This window comes from Enterobacter quasimori (assembly GCF_018597345.1).
In the GTDB taxonomy this organism is placed as follows: Bacteria; Pseudomonadota; Gammaproteobacteria; order Enterobacterales; family Enterobacteriaceae; genus Enterobacter; species Enterobacter mori.
Map to the genome: position 1 here is coordinate 463,675 of NZ_JAHEVU010000002.1, position 19,195 is coordinate 482,869.

The window sequence follows — 19,195 nt, forward strand, 5'->3', positions numbered from 1 at the left end:
CCACCCGGCGCAACGACATTAACTAAACATCACCTGCGCCCAGCGCGCCAGCCCTGCGGTGACGGAGCCAAAGTCATCCCCACCGGCAATCGGAATGCCCGGCAGCTGTTCCGCCAGCGCTTTCTTAATCAGCGGTGAACGGGCGCTGCCCCCGGTCAGGTAGATAACGTCCGGCTTCTCTTTGCCGTTATCCAGCGCCAGCTGCACCTGTTCCAGAATGCGCTGCAGCGGCTGAGCAAGTGCGGTTTCCAGCCCGTCCTGCGAAATCGCCGTAGCGAGTTCGTCGCTGATAAACGGCAGCGAGACCGCATGTTCTGCGCGGTCGGAAAGCGCAATTTTACTCTCTTCCGCAGTACGCACCACGCGATAGCTCAGGCGCTGACGCCACACTTTATACAGCAGCGCGACTTTTTCGGCGTCCTGCGCGTCGCGCACCAGATCGTTCAGGAAGCGGCCGTTCGCGGTGCTGTAAAAATCACTTTGCGCAGGCACGTCGTTAATGGCAATCGCGTTCCACCACGGCAGGATCGGCAGGGCGATGCCTTTTTCCGTTTGACCGCCCATGCCGAGCAGCGGCATCAGGCTCTTGAATGCCAGCGCGATATCCAGATCGTTACCGCCTACGCGGCACCCGCTGTGCCCCAGCAGGCTATTTTCACGGTCACGACGGTTATGCCACTGCGGTCCCATCAGCAGCAGCGAGCAGTCGGTTGTGCCCCCACCGATATCCACGACTAAGACGCGTTTTTCTTCCGTCAGCGTGGCTTCAAAATCCAGCCCCGCGGCAACCGGCTCATACTGGAACACCACGTCGCGGAAGCCCGCGCGGTGCGCCGCACGCTCAAGGATCCCCTGCGCCTGCTGGTTGGCCTCGTCGCCGCCCAGCCCCTGGAAGTTAATCGGGCGACCAATCACCGCCTGGGTGATGGCATCCTGTACCTGGGCCTGCGCCTGATTTCTGATGTGAAGCATCATGGCGCACACCAGATCTTCAAACATCGCCACCTGCTGCGGCTTCAGGCCGCTGGCACCCAGGAAGGATTTCGGTGATTTGACGAAGTAAACCTCTTCCGGATCTTCAATATAGTGACCGAGCGAAGAGAGGCCGAACTGCACGCTGGACGGCGTAACGTCGATGTCTTCCTCACGGTTAAAGCTGACCGCACGGCGCAGCAGCGCCTGGGTTTCCGCTGCGGTAGCGGGGACCTGATGATGGCGGAACAGCCATTCGCTGACCGCTTCGCGCGTTGGTGCGCAGAGCATTGACGGCAGCAGCGTGCTCTCTTTCTCCATTTTCAGGAGCTGCGGCTGTCCGTTTTGCATAATCGCAACCGAGCAGTTTGCCGTACCGTAGTCGAATCCAATAAACACGATGAATCCCCATGCCAGTGAGAAGGGGCGAGACTTTAACGAAATGTCTTCATGGCGACAACAGGAATATGAAAGCAAGGCGAAACAAGCGCTTTCCGTTTATGCTGTGGGGAACCCAAAAGGAGAGACGATGTACACCCTGACCTGGCAACCCCCTTACGACTGGCAGTGGATGTTTAGCTTTCTTGGCGCGCGTGCGGTAACGGGCGTTGAAACCGTCACGAGCGACTACTACGAGCGCAGTTTCGCCTGCGGTGGCCATCGGGGTGTCTTTCGCGTGACGCCGGATACCGCAGCCCATACGCTGGTCGTGACGCTCAGTCCCGGCTTAATCCCGGTTGCGCAGACCTGTCTTGAACGTATTGCGCGGCTGTTCGATCTCGCCTGTAACCCGCAACATATTGCGGACACGCTGGGCGATCTCGGTGCCGCGCGGCCGGGCTTGCGTTTGCCGGGGGCCGTGGATGCCTACGAACAGGGCGTTCGGGCCATTCTCGGGCAGCTGGTGAGCGTGGCGATGGCGGCGAAACTGACGTCGCGGGTGGTGGCGCTGTGCGGCGAACCGGTGGCGGATTGTCCGGGCTATCTCTGTTTCCCCACGCCGGACGCGCTGGCGGCCGCGGACCCGATGTCGCTGAAAGCCTTAGGCATGCCGGTAAAGCGCGCGGAGTCGTTGATTTATCTGGCGCAGTCGGCGAGCGAGGGGACGTTTCCGCTTTCCCCGCCCGCGGATATTGAGGCCGGAATGAAGGCGCTACAGCAGAGGCCCGGGATAGGGCGCTGGACGGCAAACTATCTGGCCCTGCGCGGCTGGCAGGCGAAGGATGTCTTTCTGCCGGATGATTATCTGATTAAGCAGCGCTTCGCCGGCATGACGCCCGCGCAAATTCGTCGCTATGCCGAACGCTGGCAGCCGTGGCGATCCTATGCGCTGTTGCACATCTGGTATACCGACGGCTGGTCACCCTTAATTGATGGCGAAGTAACTGGTGTTCAGCAGTAGCTCCAGCGGCTGCGCTTCAGCGATGGTATCGCCGTAAATGAAGTCGATACCAATGCCTGAAAGCGTATCCATGACGATCGGCTGATGACAGGGGCCTGCGAGAGTTTTCATCCCCAGACGCTGGGCGTGCCCCTGGATAATGGTCACCATCATTTCGTCCATCAAATTGCCGTGAACGTTGTTAATCACGTCGGGATCCAGCATCAGATAATCGGCCATGTTGGTGTTCAGGCCGTTAAGGTCATTCATATCGCGTCCAACATGGCTTAACACCACGCGGCAGCCCGCATGGCGGAGTTTTTGCAAACTGCGCTGCGCGTTTTCATCCGGGCTGCGCACCACGCCAACCGGAATAACCAGATGCAGCAGACGGCCGGGCAGCGGGCCTTTCTCAAGCAAATCGAGCAGTTCATCCACCAGCGTGACGCTGGCTAATCCGGCTTCCGACAGCGGCAGGGCAACGCCCATGCCTTTTGCGGCGACGGGCGCGGCAAAGGTACGGAAGAACTCGTTGAAGATCCGCCTGTCGAGGGCGTGCAGCAGTTCAGGCTCTGCCAGACCTGAGCGGAAGGCATGCTCCTCCAGCATTTCACCCTGGCTGGTCCACAGGCGGAGCGACAGCAGCCAGAAGCTGGCGCTTTCCGGAATGCGCGGAGAGGCCACGCTGCGGGCTATCATCATCAGATGATTGTCTTTGATCATATGCCACTGCTCGTCCAGTGACATCATGCTGCGGTTGCTGTGGATCCGCTCCTGCTGTGGCTCGTAGAGCGTGACCACGCCACGTCCGCTGTTTTTTGAGGCATAGCAGGCGATATCTGCCTGAGACATCACTTCCGCCGCCTGATGGTTACTCTCATCAATCAGCGTGATACCCGCGCTGGCGCCGATCCGGTGCAGACGACCTTCCCACGTGAAGTGATAGTTATTGATGGTGTTAATCAGCCGTCCCGCGATATAGCGCGCGCTTTCGAGATTGCAGTCCGGCAGCAGGAGACCAAACTCATCTCCGCCCAGCCGCGCCAGAACGTCGCTGGAGCGCAGCATGGTCAGCATGAGGGATGAAAGTTCCCGCAGGAGGGCGTCGCCCGCGGCATGGCCTGCCGTATCGTTAACGGCTTTGAAGCGATCGAGATCGATAAAGACCAGCGCATGACGCTGGTGCGTCTCCTGCACCGTTTGCAGCAGGCGTTTGAGATGGTTCTCGAAACTGACGCGGTTTGCGAGCCGGGTGAGCGCATCATGGGAGGCGCTATAGCTCAGCTGGCGCAGCATTTTGCGCGACTCGGTTACGTCCTGAATCACCAGGACGGAGCCAATATTGTGCCCGTCAAGGGTACTTAATGGCGTGATGCTGTAGTGAATGTCGAAGCACCCGCCGTTGCGGCAGTTGAGCACCACGTCCTGTTCGATATCTGACCGTGACATATCGCCGCTGTGGATGTTCTCCATCAACGGTCCATTCTCGCCAAAGGTAATGTGCAGCACGCGCAGGATCGGTTGCCCGATGGCTTCGGTTTGCGGCCAGCCGCTCATCTTCTCGGCGACCGGGTTCATAAAGGTGACGTTCATGTCGATATCGGTACAGATCACCGCTTCGCCGATGGAGTCGAGCGTAATATGCAGACGCTCCTTTTCCTGGAACAGCGCTTCGTTAAGCTGCTTCACCTCGGTCATGTCCATATTGATGCCGAGCAGGCGTTCCACCTCGCCCTGCTTGTTCAGCACCCGATTGGCCAGCGAACGAATGTGGCGAATGCCGTCCTTCACACGAATGCGAAACTCAAGCTTGAACGGCAGCCTAGCGATTAATGAATCGCGCAGCACTTTTTCGGCGTGCTCACGGTCTTCTGGCACCATGGCGTCATGCCAGAGCTGCCAGGTCGGTTTGATGTGCGGCGGGATTTCGTAAAGTTCGAACATCCGCTTGTCCCAGCTGATGATATCCGGCTCCAGATCCCACTCCCAGATGCCAATCCCGCCCGCTTCGTTGGCGAGCGTAATGCGCTCCATCAGGCGTTTGTTGACCCACTCGGTTTGTTTCAGGTCGTTAATGTCTTCAATCTGGGCGATAAAATAGAGCGGCGTGCCGTCAGCATGACGAACAACGGAGACGGCGAGCAGCGCCCAGACAACCTCGCCGCTGCGGGTGTAATAGCGTTTCTCCAGCGTGTAGGTATTGATTTCGCCGCTTACCAGCTGCTCAAGTTGCTCCAGATCGGTGTTCAAATCCTCAGGCCAGGTCAACTGCTGGAAGGTGAGGGACTGAAGCTCCGTCTGGCTATAGCCAAGGAAATTGCACAACGCTTTGTTGGCCTGCAGCCACTGGCCTTCGATCCCCACCAGCGCCATACCGATGGCGGAATACTCCATCGCATTACGAAAACGCTCTTCGCTTTCGGTAATGTGCTTGCGTTCGGCGCGAAACGCGTACATCACCATGGTCATGACGTTGGCGGGCAGCAGCATCATCAGGAAGGGGAGCCAGGGCGCATTGAACGCAACCATAACATTCTGCGGCGTTATGGACGCCGGGTTTCTCGCCATCATCAGGGAGACCATCATGGTAGTGGCTAAAAATACCAGATAGGCTTCCATCCGCGGCAGGCGAACGGCGCTCCACATCAGCAGGACGATGACGCAGGTAAAAGGCCACGGGAGCCAGGTGATCGCCGCCCAACAGAGCACCAGGGTTATCACCGTCGTCACCAGCGTTTCCAGCAGCAGTTTCGGGTTACGGTGACGCAGCAGGTAGTGTGGTTTAAACAGCAGCCCCAATGGCACCAGCGCCAGCGCGCCGATGGATTCCGACAACACCCAGATGAGGAAATTACGCAGGGGGTCAGTGTTCGGTATCAGTAAATAAACCAGTACTCCGCCCACAAGAGGCGGGATCAACGCACTGCCCACGGCCAGGCGGATCCAGTCGTTCAGGTTCTGCAGCGGGTTGTACCAGGGGAGCAGTTTGCGTAACAGTAACGCCCCAACGCACGCCTCGATAATATTCACAAAGGTATAGACGAGGTTGAGGGATCCCCATGAGAACAGCATCCACGAGGCCAGAATATTGCCCAACGAACAGGCCAACGCAATGCCCGGCCACATTTTCCCGGCGTGGCGATAAAAGGCCACCATCATGATGGACGTTGGGAACCACAGCGGTGCCAGCAGCGTACCAAAGCGGGTCAGTTCGAGTGAAAATAGGGTAAAAATGAAGGTGACCAGGCCCAGGCAGACAAGTCGTAATAAAGGATGTGGGGTGGTAACCAAAACCCGTTGGTATTGTTTATTCATTACCGCTCTATCCAGGGACGCCATGCCGTCAGGAGCGAGGTCCGGGCGCGTGAAAGGATTAATTTCGTTTATGCTAGTACAAACAATTTACAAATCATATGCTGACAGCTCAGATTTTGACATCATAGACTTATTAAATAGTTACTCCGGGAAAAATTCCGGGTGAACGCCGAAAAAGCAGTCGTTAAAATTTCACTCAGGGAGTAAAAAGACACTTTTCAGGCAGTCTCGCATAACCTGCGCTTTCGACTGGTATCACGCCCGCGAAATCCCTATAATTGCCGCGTTTGACGCTCCGGCGTCGTCCTTCCTTAACATCCAGGTTAATCAGGTCGCTAAATTTATGACTGATAAGTCTCATCAGTGCGTCATCATAGGCATCGCCGGCGCATCGGCTTCAGGTAAGAGTCTAATTGCCAGTACGCTTTATCGCGAATTGCGTGAACAAGTCGGTGATGAGCACATCGGCGTCATTCCCGAAGACAGCTATTACAAAGACCAATCCCATCTTTCGATGGAAGAGCGCGTCAAAACCAACTACGACCACCCCAGTGCGATGGATCACAGCCTGTTGTTCCAGCATCTTCAGTCGCTTAAAAACGGTACGGCCATTGAGCTGCCGGTCTACAGCTACGTAGAGCACACCCGCACGCAGGAAACGGTTCACATTGAACCGAAAAAAGTCATTATCCTTGAGGGCATCCTGCTGCTGACGGATGCCCGTCTGCGTGAGTCGATGAATTTCTCCATTTTCGTCGATACGCCGCTGGATATCTGTCTGATGCGCCGCATCAAGCGCGACGTTAACGAACGCGGTCGTTCCATGGACTCCGTCATGGCGCAATACCAGAAAACCGTGCGTCCAATGTTCCTGCAATTTATCGAGCCATCCAAGCAATACGCCGATATTATCGTGCCTCGCGGCGGTAAAAACCGTATTGCTATTGATATCTTAAAAGCGAAAATCAGCCAGTTTTTTGAATAAGCCGCGCGAATTGTGTACCGTTCAGAGATAACCTGGTTTTGCCCTGTGACCCTACGGTTGCGGGGCACGATGCACGAAAGGAGAAAGTGCCATGCGTCTTTGTGACCGCGATATAGAAGCCTGGCTGGATGAAGGCCGTCTGTCTATCACCCCGCGTCCGCCGGTAGAGCGCATTAACGGTGTCACCGTTGACGTGCGCCTGGGGAATAAATTCCGCACCTTCAGCGGCCACACGGCACCGTTTATCGATCTCAGCGGGCCGAAAGATGAAGTCAGCGCCGCGCTCGATCGCGTGATGAGTGACGAAATCGTCCTTGATGAGGGCGAGGCGTTTTATCTGCATCCCGGTGAGCTGGCGCTGGCAGTGACCTTTGAGTCGGTGACGCTGCCTGCCGATCTGGTGGGCTGGCTTGATGGCCGCTCTTCGCTGGCGCGTCTGGGCCTGATGGTTCACGTTACCGCTCACCGTATCGATCCCGGCTGGTCTGGCCGCATCGTGCTGGAGTTCTTCAACGCCGGTAAATTGCCTCTGGCGCTGCGCCCGGGCATGATGATTGGCGCGTTGAGCTTTGAGCCGCTGACCGGCCCGGCAGATCGTCCTTACAACCGCCGTCAGGACGCGAAATATCGCGACCAGCAGGGTGCGGTTGCCAGTCGTATTGATAAAGACTGATTGTTCGTTCACTGAGGATGCCATGAGAAGAGTTCTGACAACGCTGATGATTTTGCTGGTGGTGCTGGTGGCTGGCCTTTCTGCGTTGGTGCTGCTGGTTAACCCCAATGATTTCCGTGCTTATATGGTACGGCAGGTCGAGGCTCGCAGCGGGTATGAACTGAAGCTGGACGGGCCGCTGCGCTGGCACGTCTGGCCGCAACTCAGCATTCTCTCGGGTCGTATGTCGTTAACCGCGCCAGGGGCGTCTCAGCCGCTGGTGTCGGCAGACAATATGCGCCTTGATGTGGCGCTGTTCCCGCTCTTCTCGCATCAGCTTCAGGTTGACCAGGTGATGCTGAAAGGGGCGGTGATCCAGCTTACTCCTCAAACCGAGGCGGTGCGTAAAGCGGATGCTCCGGTCGCCCCACGCGAAAATACCCTGCCGGACGAGCCGTCTGATACCGGCTGGTCGTTCGATATTGGTAACCTGAAAGTGGCTGACAGCGTGCTGGTCTTCCAGCATGAAGGTGACGAACAGGTCACCGTGCGCAACATCAACCTCAGGATGGAGCAGGACGCCAACCATATCGCCACCGTGGAGTTCTCCGGGCGGGTCAACCGCGATCAGCGCGATTTGAACCTCTCTATGAACGCTAACGTGAATGCCTCGGACTATCCCCATCTTCTGACGGCGGATGTCCAGCAGCTGAACTGGCAGCTGACGGGTGCAGACCTGCCGACGGCAGGGATTACCGGTCAGGGCACGCTGCAGGCCGTCTGGCATGAAGAAAACAAGCAGCTGGAGCTAAACTCGCTCAATTTGCAGGCCAACGACAGTACCCTGAAAGGGCAGGCGAGCGTCTCTCTGGCTGAAAAGCCGAAATGGGTTTTTGACCTGCAGTTCGACAAGCTGAACCTGGAAAACCTGCTGCCACCGCAGCCGAACGCTGCGGCTGACGGCGATGTTGCACAGACAGGGCAAAGCCAGGCCGCGAAACCGCGTCCGGTGATCTCCTCGAATCTCGATCAGCCCAACTACAACGGTCTGCGCGGATTTACCGCCGACATACTGCTGAAAGCCAACAGCGTACGCTGGCGCGGTATTGATTTCACTGACGTCAGCAGCCAGATGTTCAACCATAATGGCCTGCTGGTGATCTCTGAACTCAGCGGCAAGATGGGGGCGGGGCACATATCGCTGCCGGGTACGCTGGACGTGCGCAAAGACGTGGCCAGCGCCGAATTCCAGCCACGCCTTGAAAACATTGAGATCGGCGCGATCCTCAAAGCCTTCAATTATCCAATTGACCTCACGGGGCAGCTGACGCTGGCGGGGGATTTCTCCGGCACGAAGATTGACGCGGAGTCATTCCGCCGCGACTGGCAGGGTCAGGCGCACGTTGATCTGAAAGACACCCGTATGGAAGGCCTCAACTTCCAGCAGCTGGTGCAACAGGCGGTAGAGCGCAGCAGCAATGTCAAAGCGCAGGAAAACTACGATAGCGCAACGCGTCTCGATAACTTTACCAGTGAGCTGACCCTGGATAACGGAAAGCTGTCCCTGGACGAGATGCAGGGAGCATCTTCTCTGCTGTCGCTGACGGGCGAGGGCAAGCTGGATTTAGTGAAAGAGACGGCGGATACGCGGTTTAACGTTCGTGTACTTTCCGGATGGGAAGGCGAAGGCGAGCTTATCAATTTCCTGAAGGAGACGCCGATCCCGCTGAACGTTTACGGTAAATGGCAGGCGCTGAATTACAGCCTGCAGGTCGATCAGATCTTGCGTAAGCATCTGCAGGACGAAGCAAAACGTCGGCTGAATAGCTGGGCGGACCGCAATAAAGATTCCCAAACCGGCAGGGACGTGAAGAAGCTGTTAGATAAGCTGTGATGCCCGTGGTGCCGGGTGGCGGCTACGCCTTACCCGGCCTACAAAAGCCAGACACCGTAGGCCGGGTAAACGAAGCGCCACCCGGCTTTTTTACACCTCAAAATCCATTTCTTCCTCATCCCGTAGTGGAATGAGCTGCACTTTCTGCACGCGATGGTTTTCAATTTGCAGCGTTTTCAGCAGATAGTCTCCCACCTGAACCTCTTCCCCCGGCTGCGGGATTCGCTGTAAATACTCCATCAGCAGACCCGCAATGGTGTGATACTCCCGTTTGTCATCCAGCGGCAACGGCACAAACTGCACCAGGTCCTCCAGCGGCATATGGCCGTTGGCCGTCCACGTACCGTCTGCGTTTTTCTGAATGTCATGGCGCGCATCGATTTCATCCACCTCATTCGGCAGATTACCGGCGATGGTTTCCATCACGTCGCTCAACGTCACCAGCCCCTCGACGGACCCGAATTCATCCACCACAAAGGCGAAGTGGGTACGCGCGTTACGGAACTGCTCAAGCGCGGAGAGCAACGGCAGTCCCTCCGGGAACACCAGCGGCTGGCGCACCAGCACGCGTAGATTAAGCGGCTCGCCGTGCAGCTGCTGCTGTAGCAGGTCAATGACGTGCACCACGCCCAGCAGCTCCTCTTCCTCTTCACCGCCCGTCACCACGACCCGGGTGTGCTGGTTTTTATCCAGCAGGGCGCGTATTTGCTCTTCCGGCGCCGTCAGATCGATATGCTCGATATCGTGACGCGAGGTCATGATGCTGCTGACGGAGCGCTGGTTCAGGTTAAGCACCCGCTCAATCATCCGTCGTTCCTGCGGATCGAAGATCTCCCCGTCGCTGTGATCGGCCAGCATTGCAGAGGATTCGGCGTCCAGCTCGGCATCCTCTTTTCGCCCGCTCAGCAGGCGCATTACCGTATCGGCGGTGCGCTGGCGCAGCGTCTGATTTGCTGAGAGAAAGCGGCGACGGTTAAAGATTGCCAGCTGGTTGAGCGATTCGATCATGACCGAGAAGCCAATCGCCGCGTACAGGTAGCCTTTTGGAATGTGGAAACCAAATCCGTCGGCGACCAGGCTGAAACCAATCATCAGCAGGAAGCTCAGACACAGGATCACGATGGTCGGGTGGCTGTTCACAAACCGCGTGAGCGCTTTACTGGCCATTACCATCAGCGTGATGGCGACGATCACGGCGGCCATCATCACCGCGAGGTGATCGACCATGCCGACGGCGGTGATGACGGAGTCCAGGGAGAAAACGGCGTCGAGCACCACAATTTGTGCCACCACCGGCCAGAATTTTGCGCCGCGCCGCTGCGTGGGGCTCTCGCTGTCTTTCCCTTCGAGCCGCTCATTGAGTTCAACCGTGGCTTTGAAAAGAAGGAACAACCCGCCAAAAAGCATGATCAGGTCACGCGCGCTGAAGCTCAGGCCGTAGAGCGTAAACAGCGGTGTGGTGAGGGTAACCAGCCAGGAGATTGAGGCCAGCAGCAGCAAACGCATCACCATCGCCAGCAGCAAACCCGTAACGCGCGCACGGTCGCGCTGCGCGGGGGGCAGCTTTTCGGCGAGGATGGCGATAAAGACCAGATTATCAATACCGAGCACTAATTCGATGACGACCAGCGTAACCAGCCCGGCCCAGATTGATGGATCGGCAATCCATTCCATAGTAATCGCAATACCTTAAGTTACATGAGCAATGTCACACTTCGATCATGGATAAAGCTGGCCGAAATTGCAATGCCGGGCTGAGATTTCTCTTAATAGAAGAGAGGATAAAACGAGTGAAAAAATGAGCCGTGTAAATAAGGTAATGGAGAAGATTTAATTACACTGGTTCATATTTAGGATATATCGCAATAAATGGTTTTAACGCATATTTTGTCAATATAAAGAAAATCCTAAAACCTCAAAACTTTGCTCTTAATATTAATCTTAAAAACAGATATTAGGAGGGTTGTCTCCTTGCCTGCTATTAGGTTAGCTGCAACAATTCTCCCAGCATCAAATGTTAAATTTCTTTGTTGCTATTTTTGTTTCGTTCTTATGGTGTGGCAATTCATTGCCAGCGGGCTATTTAACGTGGCTGAAATATTCCCATAAGACCTTGTTTAAGAGGGTGTCTATCCATAACACATTGTTTAGTCAGTGGATTGGTAACTGAAAGCCAAGGGCGGTAGCGTGCCTGAAAGCGTGTGAATCAGCCTCGATTATTCTGTCAATAGCCAATGGATGAATAAGCTTTTTTTAGGACTGATGCCAGTTATATTACTCATTGCTTAACTGCATTCTGAATGCCAAAACGACCCGCGCTTATTTAAATTGCACAGGATAATTACTCTGCCAAAGTGATAAATAATCAATGATGAAATCCAAAATGAAATTGATGCCATTATTGGTGTCTGTGACCTTGATGAGTGGTTGCACGGTCTTTCCCGGCAGCAATATGTCAACTATGGGCAAGGATGTGATCAAACAGCAGGACGCCGATTTTGACCTCGACAAAATGGTGAATGTTTATCCATTGACCCCACGTCTGGTGGAACAATTACGTCCGCGTCCCAATGTTGCCCAGCCGAATATGTCGCTGGACCAGGAAATCGCCTCATACCAGTACCGCGTAGGACCGGGTGACGTGATCAACGTGACCGTATGGGACCACCCGGAACTGACGACCCCAGCCGGCCAGTACCGCAGCTCAAGCGACACCGGTAACTGGGTTCAGTCTGATGGCACGATGTTCTATCCGTACATCGGCAAAGTGCACGTGGCTGGCAAGACGCTGGCCGAGATCCGTAGTGATATTACCGGCCGCTTAGCGCAGTACATCGCTGACCCGCAGGTGGACGTTAATATCGCCGCCTTCCGCTCGCAAAAAGCCTATATCTCCGGCCAGGTGAATAAATCCGGCCAGCAGGCCATCACTAACGTCCCGCTGACGGTTCTGGATGCCATCAACGCCGCAGGCGGCTTAACCGACGGTGCCGACTGGCGCAACGTTGTCCTGACCCACGAAGGCAAAGAGCAGCGCATTTCGCTGCAGGCGCTGATGCAAAACGGCGACCTGACGCAGAACCGACTGCTCTATCCGGGTGACATTCTGTACGTGCCGCGCAACGACGATCTGAAAGTGTTCGTGATGGGTGAAGTGAAGAAACAGAGCACCCTCAAGATGGACTTCAGCGGTATGACCCTGACCGAAGCGCTGGGCAACGCGGAAGGCATCGACCTGACCTCGTCGAACGCCAGCGGTATCTTTGTTATCCGTCCGCTGAAAGGCGAGGGTACGAAAGGCAAGATTGCCAACATCTACCAGCTGGATATGTCTGATGCGACGTCGCTGGTGATGGCAACGGAGTTCCGCCTCCAGCCATACGATGTGGTCTACGTTACCACCGCGCCGGTTGCCCGCTGGAACCGCCTGATCAACCAGTTGCTGCCAACCATCAGTGGCGTTCGCTACATGACGGATACGGCGCGCGACATTCATACCTGGTAATCCGCGATGTTTAACAAAATTCTGGTGGTATGCGTGGGGAACATTTGCCGTTCCCCCACGGCTGAGCGGCTGCTGAAGCAGTACGAGCCAGCGTTAACGGTTGAGTCCGCAGGGCTTGGCGCGCTGGTTGGCAAAGGGGCCGACGAGCGTGCGACGAGCGTTGCGCGGGATCATAACCTCTCTCTTGACGGGCACGTTGCCCGTCAGATTTCAGGCCGGATGTGCCGCGAGTATGACCTGATCCTCACGATGGAAAAACGCCACATTCACGCGCTGTGCGAGATTGCACCGGAGATGCGCGGCAAGGTGATGCTGTTTGGTCACTGGGATGGCGAGCGTGAAATCCCCGATCCGTATCGCAAGAGCCGTGAGGCATTTGAGGCGGTATACACCTTACTTGACCAGTCTGCCCGTCAGTGGGCGCAGGCACTGAAAGCTCAGCAGGGATAACAATGACAGAAAAAACAAAACCTTCTGCCGCCCCGACTTCGGGCAGTGATGAAATCGATATTGGTCGCCTGGTCGGCACCGTTGTTGAAGCGAAGTGGTGGGTGATAGGGATCACCGCCGTGTTTGCCGTGGCAGCGATTGTTTATACGCTTTTCGCGACGCCTATCTACAGCGCTGACGCGCTGGTGCAAATTGAACAGAACACCGGTAACTCGCTGGTACAGGATATCGGCTCTGCGCTGGCGAACAAACCGCCCGCATCTGACGCTGAAATTCAGCTGATCCAGTCGCGTCTGGTATTGGGCAAAACGGTGCACGATCTGGGGCTTGATATCTCCGTCACCAAAAACACATTCCCGATATTCGGGGCGGGCTGGGATCGCCTGATGGGGCGCAGCAATGACACCGTCAAGGTGACGGACTTCGTGCTGCCTAAAGGGGCCGCCGATCAGACCTTCACCCTGACGGTGCTTGGTCCGAAGCAGTACCAGCTGACCAGCGATGCGGGCCTTAGCGCGCGCGGTGAAGTGGGGCAGATGTTGACCAAAGACGGCGTCAGCATGATGGTGAGCGCGATCCACGCCCAGGAAGGCGGAGAGTTTACCGTCACCAAATTCTCCACGCTCGGGATGATCAATAACCTGCAAAACAACCTCACCGTCACCGAAAATGGGAAGGACACCGGCGTCCTGAGCATGACCTTTACCGGTGAAGATAAGGACAAAATCCGCGATATCCTGAACAGCATTACCCGCAACTACCTTGAGCAGAACGTCGAGCGAAAATCAGCGGAAGCCGCAAAAAGCCTGGCCTTCCTCGCCAAACAGCTGCCGGAAGTGCGCTCCCGTCTGGATGCCGCCGAGAACAAGCTGAATGCATATCGTCAGGATAAAGACTCCGTTGACCTGCCGCTGGAAGCGAAATCCGTTCTTGATTCAATGGTGAACATTGATGCGCAGCTTAATGAGCTGACCTTCAAAGAGGCGGAAATCTCCAAGCTCTACACCAAACGCCACCCGGCCTACCGCACGCTGCTGGAAAAACGCCAGACGCTGGAAGAAGAGAAGGCCAAGCTGAACAACCGCGTGACCGCCATGCCGAAGACGCAGCAGGAAATTGTGCGTCTGACCCGCGATGTGGAGTCCGGTCAGCAGGTCTATATGCAATTGCTGAACAAACAGCAGGAGCTGAAGATCACCGAAGCCAGTACGGTGGGTGATGTGCGTATCGTCGACCCTGCCATCACGCAGCCTGGCGTGCTGAAGCCGAAGAAAGCGCTGATTATTCTCGGCAGCATTATTCTCGGCCTGATGCTCTCCATCGTGGGTGTGCTGCTGCGCTCGCTGTTCAACCGCGGTATCGAAAGCCCGCAGGTGCTGGAAGAGCACGGCATCAACGTGTACGCCAGCATCCCGCTCTCCGAATGGCAAAAATCGCGTGACAGCGTCAAAACCATCAAAGGGGTTAAGCGTTACAAACAGAGCCAGCTGCTGGCCGTGGGTAACCCGACAGACCTGGCGATTGAAGCGGTGCGCAGCCTGCGTACCAGCCTTCACTTCGCCATGATGCAGGCGAAAAACAATGTCCTGATGATGACCGGCGTTAGCCCGTCAATCGGTAAAACCTTCGTCTGTGCCAACCTGGCGGCGGTGGTAAGCCAGACCAACAAGCGCGTGCTGCTGATCGACTGCGATATGCGCAAGGGCTACACCCATGAGCTGCTCGGCACCAACAACGTTAACGGCCTGTCGGAAATCCTGCTTGGCAAAGGGGAGATTAGCGAGAGCGCGAAGCCGACCTCTATCCCGAAATTTGACCTGATCCCGCGTGGTCAGGTGCCGCCGAACCCGTCCGAGCTGCTGATGAGCGAACGCTTCACCGAGCTGGTGGCGTGGGCGAGTAAACACTATGACCTGGTGCTGATCGATACCCCGCCAATTCTGGCCGTGACCGATGCCGCCGTGGTGGGCCGTCATGCAGGCACCACGCTGATGGTGGCGCGCTACGCGGTGAACACGCTGAAGGAAGTCGAGACCAGCCTGAGCCGCTTCGAGCAGAACGGCATTGAGGTGAAAGGGGTGATCCTGAACTCCATCTTCCGTCGCGCGACCGGATACCAGGATTACGGGTATTACGAGTACGAATATAAATCTGACAGTAAATAACAAAACTCACCCACACCCCTCACCCTAACCCTCTCCCCAGAGGGGAGAGGGGACTGCCTGGTGCGGTCTTTCACCTTCTCCCCTCTGGGCAGAGGGCCGGGGTGAGGGGTAGGAGGAAAAAATGACCACACAACGCCCTTTGATTTCTATCTATATGCCGACATGGAATCGTCAGCAGCTGGCGATCCGCGCAATCAAGTCGGTGTTACGTCAGGACTACGATAACTGGGAGCTGATCATCGTGGATGACTGCTCTTCCTCGTATGAGCAGCTGCAAAAGTTTGTAACTGACCTCAACGACCCGCGGGTGGTCTATACGCATAACGCCATTAACTCCGGCGCATGCGCGGTGCGTAATCAGGCAATTATGCAGGCCAAAGGGCAGTATCTGACCGGAATCGACGACGATGACGAATGGACGCCAAACCGGCTGTCGATCTTCCTCTCTCACAAAGCGCAGCTGGTGACGCACGCGTTCCTGTATGCCAACGACTACGTTTGCCAGGGGGAAGTGTACTCGCAGCCGGCCAGCCTGCCGCTGTACCCGAAATCACCGTACTCCCGCCGCCTGTTCTACAAGCGCAACATTATTGGTAATCAGGTCTTCACCTGGGCATGGCGCTTCAAAGAGTGCCTGTTCGATACCGAACTGAAGGCCGCGCAGGATTACGACATCTTCCTGCGGATGGTGGTGGAGTACGGCGAGCCGTGGAAAGTGGAAGAGGCCACGCAGATCCTGCACATCAACCACGGGGAGATGCAAATCACCTCGTCACCGAAGAAATTCTCGGGCTACTTCCACTTCTACCGCAAGCACAAGAACAAGTTTGACCGTGCCAGCCGGAAGTATCAGCTCTTTACCCTGTATCAGATCCGCAACAAGCGCATGAACTGGCGCACGCTGCTGACGCTGCTTTCCGTGCGTAACGGCAAGCGTCTGGCCGACGGGCTTCGGGGGAAATAATGTTTCTGGAAGATTGCCGCGCTAACAGCTGGAGCCTGCGCCCGTGCTGCATGGTTCTGGCGTACCGCATCGCGCACTTTTGCTCGGTGTGGCGTAAGAAAAACGTTTTAAACAATATCTGGGCGGCACCCGTGCTGGTGCTGTACCGCATCATGACCGAATGCTTTTTTGGCTATGAAATTCAGGCCGCTGCCACCATTGGTCGACGCTTCACCATCCACCACGGGTATGCCGTGGTGATCAATAAGTTCGTCGTGGCGGGGGATGATTTCACCATTCGCCACGCGGTCACTATCGGCAACCGTGGGCCAGACAGCCTGGCCTGTCCGGTAATTGGCAATAACGTCGAGCTGGGCGCCAACGTGGTGATCGTTGGTGACATCACGATCGGCAACAACGTCACGATTGGCGCAGGCAGCGTGGTGCTGGACAGCGTTCCGGATAACGCGCTGGTGGTGGGAGAGAAAGCCCGCGTGAAGGTGATTAAATGAACATTCTGCAATTTAACGTACGCCTCGCAGAAGGCGGAGCGGCAGGCGTGGCGCTGGATCTGCACCAGCGCGCGCTGCAAAAAGGATTACAGTCGCGTTTTGTTTACGGCTACGGCAAAGGCGGCAAGAAAAGCGTTAGCCACGATAACTATCCTCAGGTGCTGAAGCAGACCCCGCGTCTGACCTCCATTGCCAACATCGCGCTGTTCCGCCTGTTTAACCGCGATCTGTTTGGCAACCTGAACAATCTTTACCGCACCGTGACGCGCACCGCCGGTCCGGTGGTGCTGCATTTTCACGTACTGCACAGCTACTGGCTGAATCTGGACGAGGTGGTGGCGTTTTGTCAGAAGGCTAAAGCGCATAAGCCGGACACCCGATTCGTCTGGACGCTACACGATCACTGGAGCGTGACCGGACGCTGCGCCTTTACCGACGGGTGCGAAGGCTGGAAAGATAGCTGCAAGAAATGCCCGACGCTGAGCAATTACCCGCCGGTGAAGGTGGATCGCGCGCATCAGCTGGTTGAGGGCAAACGTCAGCTGTTTCGCGACATGCTCTCGCTCGGCTGCACCTTTATTTCCCCAAGCCAGCACGTGGCGGATGCCTTCAACAGCCTGTACGGGGCAGGGCGCTGCAAGATCATCAACAACGGCATCGACGTGGCGACGGAAGAGATCCTGGCGGAACTGACGCCCGTAGCCGAAACGCCGGGCAAACCGAAAATTGCCATTGTTGCGCATGACCTGCGCTACGACGGAAAAACCAACCAGCAGCTGGTGCGCGACATCATGGCGCTCGGCGACAAGGTTGAACTGCACACCTTCGGCAAGTTTTCCCCGTTTGAAGGGGCGAACGTGGTGAATCACGGATTTGAAACCGACAAGCGCAAGCTGATGAGCGCCCTCAATGGTATGGACGCGCTGGTGTTCAGCTCCCGCGTGGACAACTATCCGCTGATCCTGTGCGAAGCGCTCTCAATCGGTGTTCCTGTTATCGCCACCCACAGCGACGCCGCGCGCGAAGTGCTGGAGAAATCCGGCGGGAAAACCTTTGCGGAGCAGGAGGTGCTGCCGCTGGTGCAGCTGCCGAAGGCCGCGATTGCGCAGGCCGTTTTTGGCACTGACCTGGAATCGTTCCGAAACCGCAGCCGCAAGGCCTACAGTGGACAACAGATGCTGGAGGAGTATGTCTCGTTCTATCAGAATCTGTAGTTATCTGCTGCTGCCGCTGATCTACCTGCTGGTCAACGTCAAGATTGCCCAGTTGGGAGAGAGCTTCCCGATTACCATCGTCACCTTCTTGCCCGTTCTGCTTTTACTCTACGTTGAGAAAATCAGTCTCAAGAAGCTGATGATAGCGTTAGGGCTCGGGGTGGGTCTGACCGCGTTTAACTACATCTTTGGTCAGTCGCTGGATGCCAGCAAATACGTCACCTCAACCATGCTGTTTGTTTATATCGTTATCATAATTGGCATGGTGTGGAGTATTCGCTTTAAAACTATTTCCCCTCACAATTATAAGAAAATCCTTAGGTTCTTTTATATTGTCGTTGGGGTCATTGTTATGCTTGCCGCGATGGAAATGGCGCAAATTATTTTGACCGGCGGCAGCAGCCTGATGGAGATAATTTCGAAATATCTCATATACAGTAACAGCTATGTACTGAACTTCATTAAGTTTGGTGGTAAGCGTACTACTGCACTCTATTTTGAACCGGCGTTTTTCGCTCTGGCGTTAATCTCAATTTGGCTCAGCATCAAACAGTTTGGTATCAAAACCCCCAAGACCGATGCTATGATTCTTGCAGGAATTGTTCTGTCTGGATCGTTCTCAGGGGTAATGACATTTATCCTGTTTTACCTCCTGGAGTGGGCATTCCAGTATCTGAACAAAGATGCGATTAAGAAAAAACTGCCGCTGGCGATTATCTCCCTGACGGTATTTATGGTTGGCGTGATATTTGCCTTCCCGTACATCTCAGAACGTTTGGGAGATTTGGGAACGGAAGGGTCTTCGTCCTATTATCGCATCATCGGGCCACTGGTGATGGTGGGTTATTCCTTAACCCATATTGATGGGGTAGTAAGATTCGGCTCACTTTACGAATATGTTGCATCATTCGGAATCTTTAACGGTGCGGATGTCGGTAAAACCATAGACAATGGTCTGTATCTGTTAATTATTTATTTTTCGTGGTTCGCCGTACTGTTGACGATCTGGTATCTGTTTAAAGTTTTTAAAATGATGATTAACGCGTTTGGTGATAACCAAAACTTTCGCGTGCAGCTTTATCTTTTTACGCCAGTGTCGTTGTTCTTTACGGGGTCAATATTTAGCCCGGAATATGCTTTCTTGATTGTCTGCCCGTTTATTTTGCGCAAAGCGCTCAATATTACGCGCGTATGACGAAATGAGGTG

14 protein-coding genes are annotated in these 19,195 nt (G+C 55.6%); 11 read left to right on the plus strand and 3 right to left on the minus strand.

Features of this window, described 5'->3' with window-relative positions; translation table 11 throughout:
- Nucleotides 1-18 precede the first annotated feature (18 nt).
- A complete protein-coding gene (yegD, locus tag KK102_RS10515; RefSeq protein WP_216357537.1) occupies nucleotides 19-1,371 on the minus strand; it encodes a molecular chaperone in 1,353 nt (450 codons plus the stop codon).
- A 130-nt stretch (nucleotides 1,372-1,501) separates the two neighbouring features.
- Between yegD and alkA the strand changes: the two genes are divergently transcribed.
- Nucleotides 1,502-2,374: a DNA-3-methyladenine glycosylase 2 gene (gene alkA / locus KK102_RS10520; protein ID WP_126546208.1), complete on the plus strand. Its 873-nt coding sequence runs from the start codon at nucleotides 1,502-1,504 to the stop codon at nucleotides 2,372-2,374.
- On the opposite strand, the gene KK102_RS10525 is transcribed toward alkA, so the two are convergent.
- On the minus strand, nucleotides 2,339-5,668 hold the full coding sequence (locus tag KK102_RS10525; RefSeq protein ID WP_216357538.1) for a diguanylate cyclase: 3,330 nt from the start codon (nucleotides 5,666-5,668) through the stop codon (nucleotides 2,339-2,341). The genes alkA and KK102_RS10525 overlap by 36 nt on opposite strands.
- A 343-nt stretch (nucleotides 5,669-6,011) precedes the next feature.
- Here KK102_RS10525 and udk point away from each other — a divergent pair, with 343 nt between their 5' ends.
- The 3 genes from udk to asmA all read left to right on the plus strand — a co-directional run bounded on the left by udk (nucleotide 6,012) and on the right by asmA (nucleotide 9,199).
- Nucleotides 6,012-6,653, plus strand: coding sequence for a uridine kinase (gene udk / locus KK102_RS10530; RefSeq protein WP_010431898.1), 642 nt, complete (start codon nucleotides 6,012-6,014; stop codon nucleotides 6,651-6,653).
- A 91-nt stretch (nucleotides 6,654-6,744) separates the two neighbouring features.
- Nucleotides 6,745-7,326 carry a dCTP deaminase gene (dcd, locus tag KK102_RS10535; RefSeq protein WP_006176323.1) on the plus strand — a complete coding sequence of 194 codons (582 nt, stop codon included), beginning with the start codon at nucleotides 6,745-6,747 and terminating at the stop codon, nucleotides 7,324-7,326.
- A 22-nt stretch (nucleotides 7,327-7,348) separates the two neighbouring features.
- Nucleotides 7,349-9,199 carry an outer membrane assembly protein AsmA gene (asmA, locus tag KK102_RS10540; RefSeq protein ID WP_216357539.1) on the plus strand — a complete coding sequence of 617 codons (1,851 nt, stop codon included), beginning with the start codon at nucleotides 7,349-7,351 and terminating at the stop codon, nucleotides 9,197-9,199.
- A 90-nt stretch (nucleotides 9,200-9,289) separates the two neighbouring features.
- Here asmA and KK102_RS10545 read toward each other — a convergent pair whose 3' ends face one another.
- Nucleotides 9,290-10,873: a TerC family protein gene (locus tag KK102_RS10545; protein ID WP_126546211.1), complete on the minus strand. Its 1,584-nt coding sequence runs from the start codon at nucleotides 10,871-10,873 to the stop codon at nucleotides 9,290-9,292.
- 694 nt (nucleotides 10,874-11,567) lie between these two features.
- On the opposite strand from KK102_RS10545, the gene KK102_RS10550 reads away from it, so the two are divergent.
- From KK102_RS10550 to wcaD, 7 genes are all read left to right on the plus strand, one after another.
- Entirely contained in the window at nucleotides 11,568-12,704 is a 1,137-nt protein-coding gene (locus KK102_RS10550; RefSeq protein ID WP_042719349.1) for a polysaccharide export protein, read from the plus strand.
- A 6-nt stretch (nucleotides 12,705-12,710) separates the two neighbouring features.
- Nucleotides 12,711-13,154: a low molecular weight protein-tyrosine-phosphatase Wzb gene (gene wzb / locus KK102_RS10555; RefSeq protein ID WP_126546212.1), complete on the plus strand. Its 444-nt coding sequence runs from the start codon at nucleotides 12,711-12,713 to the stop codon at nucleotides 13,152-13,154.
- Nucleotides 13,155-13,156: 2 nt separating this feature from the next.
- The gene (gene wzc / locus KK102_RS10560; RefSeq protein ID WP_126546213.1) at nucleotides 13,157-15,319 is read left to right on the plus strand and encodes a tyrosine-protein kinase Wzc; all 2,163 of its coding nucleotides are present in this window, start codon (nucleotides 13,157-13,159) and stop codon (nucleotides 15,317-15,319) included.
- A 121-nt stretch (nucleotides 15,320-15,440) separates the two neighbouring features.
- Nucleotides 15,441-16,283, plus strand: coding sequence for a colanic acid biosynthesis glycosyltransferase WcaA (gene wcaA / locus KK102_RS10565; RefSeq protein ID WP_216357540.1), 843 nt, complete (start codon nucleotides 15,441-15,443; stop codon nucleotides 16,281-16,283).
- Nucleotides 16,283-16,774, plus strand: coding sequence for a colanic acid biosynthesis acetyltransferase WcaB (wcaB, locus tag KK102_RS10570; protein ID WP_216357541.1), 492 nt, complete (start codon nucleotides 16,283-16,285; stop codon nucleotides 16,772-16,774). Before wcaA ends, wcaB begins: the two co-directional genes overlap by 1 nt.
- Nucleotides 16,771-17,988: a colanic acid biosynthesis glycosyltransferase WcaC gene (gene wcaC, locus KK102_RS10575; RefSeq protein ID WP_216357542.1), complete on the plus strand. Its 1,218-nt coding sequence runs from the start codon at nucleotides 16,771-16,773 to the stop codon at nucleotides 17,986-17,988. The genes wcaB and wcaC overlap by 4 nt, the downstream gene beginning before the upstream one ends.
- Nucleotides 17,963-19,183: a colanic acid polymerase WcaD gene (gene wcaD / locus KK102_RS10580; protein ID WP_089598070.1), complete on the plus strand. Its 1,221-nt coding sequence runs from the start codon at nucleotides 17,963-17,965 to the stop codon at nucleotides 19,181-19,183. The genes wcaC and wcaD overlap by 26 nt, the downstream gene beginning before the upstream one ends.
- Nucleotides 19,184-19,195: the final 12 nt, after the last annotated feature.